This is a genomic window from Mycobacterium sp. IDUB_19 (assembly GCF_055419445.1).
Window position 1 is genome coordinate 1 of the sequence record NZ_JBVAXR010000120.1, and the last position, 2,336, is coordinate 2,336.

The 2,336-nt window shown below is 66.0% G+C and carries 1 protein-coding gene; it reads right to left on the reverse strand.

The window, feature by feature from the left end:
• Nucleotides 1-2,336: WD40 repeat domain-containing protein (locus ACZY0B_RS27250; protein WP_463767337.1), on the reverse strand; the 2,336-nt coding region annotated here is incomplete at both ends.

Genomic DNA, 2,336 nt, shown 5'->3' on the forward strand with positions numbered 1-2,336 from the left:
TCAGAGGATGATACGACGCGGTGTCGATCGGGGCTGAACGAGACGCTGTTCACCGCCTGGGTGTGACCGGCGATGGGCTGGCCCACGGCCTTGCCGGTAGCTGCATCCCACATCCGCAGGTATCTGTCTTCGCTGCTGGACACGATGCGGTGACCGTTTGAGCTGACCGCTACCCCGGTGACCGTTCCCGTGTGGCCCTTCATCGGGTCACCGAGGGTTTTGCCGGTGTTGACATCCCATATCCGCAGGGTGTCGTCCTGGCTGCCCGATACGACGTGATGGCCGTCCGGGAAGAAGTCCAGACTCGTCACTCCGCCCGTGTGGCCCGACCACGGTGTGCCGATCAGGTGGCCGGTGCCGACATCCCAGAGTCGGATCAGGTTATCGAAACTGCCAGAAGCGATTTGGTGCCCATCGGGGCTGAACACCACAGTCGCCACGGCATCCGTCGCGCCGATCATCGGCTGGCCGATCGGCGTACCGGTGTTGGCATTCCACAGCCGGACTGTTTTGTCGTGGCTGCCGGACACGAGGAAGCTGCCGTCCGGGCTGAACGCCACACTGGTCACCCACGCGGTGTGGCCGACCAGGGGTTGACCGATCGGCCGCCCCGTTTCGGCGTCCCACAGCCGTATGGTGCCGTCCTTGCTCGCCGAGGCGACGCGATGCCCGTCGGGGCTGAACGCCACGCTCGTCACCGCATCTGTGTGACCGATCATCGGCTGACCGATTTGCAGGCCGGTGTCGGTATCCCAGAGTCGCACTGTCTTGTCTTCGCCACCGGAGACGATGCGATGCCCGTCGGCGTTGAATCGCGCACTGAGTACATTCCCGACGTGGCCGGACAGGACGTGTAAGCCCGCGTCCCACACCCGCACGGTGCCGTCATTGCTGCTGGAGAAGAAGCGATGGCCGCGCGAGCTGTACTGCACGCCGGTGACCCAGCCCGTGTGGCCTTGGCGCGGATCGCCCGCGGGCAGGCCGGTATTGGCGTCCCACATGCGCACCACGTCGTCCTCGCCACCGGAGATGATCTCGCGCCCGTCGGGGCTGTAGGCCACGCTGGCAACCGATCCGGTGTGACCGACGAGCGGACGCCCGACGGGCTGTCCGGTCTGCGGATCCCAGATCCGCAGGGTCTTGTCGAAGCTGGCCGAGACGAGGCGACGCCCATCCGGGCTGTAGGCCAGACTCTGCACCCAGTCGGTGTGGCCCAGCAGCGGTGGGCCGATCTGCTGGCCGGTGTCGGCATTCCACAGCCGTACGGTGTTGTCGTCTCCGCCCGAAGCGAATTGGTGCCCAAGGGGACTGAACTCCACGTCACCGATCGGTCCGGTGTTGCCGAGCAGCGGTGGGCCGATCTGCTGGCCGGTATCGGCGTCCCACATCCGGATGCTGCGATCGTTGCTGCCCGAGACGATGCGGTGGCCGTCAGGGCTAATCGCCACGGCCGTCACCTTGTCGGTATGGCCGGTCAGCGGTGCGCCGATCTGTTGACCCGTGTCGGCATTCCACACCCGCAGGGTGTTGTCGTCTCCGCCGGAGATGATTCGGCGCCCGTCCGGGCTGAACACGACTGCATTTACCGCGCCGCGATGCCCGGTGAACGGCGATCCACTGGGCTGGCCAGACTTGGTGTCCCACAATCGTAGCGAGCCGTCGAACTGCGCGGTGACAATGCGATGCGCGTCGGGGCTTACCGATATGTCTTGCACCGGGCTCGGCGTGCCGATGATCTTCTCTGTCGTCGATAGCACTACCAAGCCGTCGTACAGCGCTCCGGTATCGGCGGTCGGAGCGACATTGGGCGCCGCGAGTACTTCCTGGATGGCCTGGATGTCACCGCCCTGCAGGTCGCCGCCGAGGATGGCGCGGGCCTCCGACGTCAACCGCACCGCGATGGCCTCGCGGGTGCGCTCGTTGGCCTGTTTGCGCGCCTGGGTGGCCGTGACGACTCCGTAGATTGCGGCCGCGGCGGCCAAGATGGCGATCACCGCGACGGCTGCCAGCACCCGGGAGCGTCTGCGGAGGCCGCGTGCATGGCGTTCGGCGACCTGTTGGCTTTCTTGCGCGTGCCGGGCCACTTCCTCGGCGTGGCGCAGCTTTTCGTTGCGCGATTCTTCTTCGTCGTGCAGCCGCTGGTTTTCCGCTTCCCGGCATGCCCCCAGGTAGGGGCGACAGTCGGCCAGCAGTGTGCTGAATCCTTCTCGGGTGGAAAGCTTTTCGGCGTCGTCGAGCCGGATTCCGGTAAACAGCCATGACGAGTCGCGGCCATGGTGTTCCCAGGCGGCGGCATTGCGTTCGATGTCGTCGGCGATCTTGAGGTTCAGACGTTC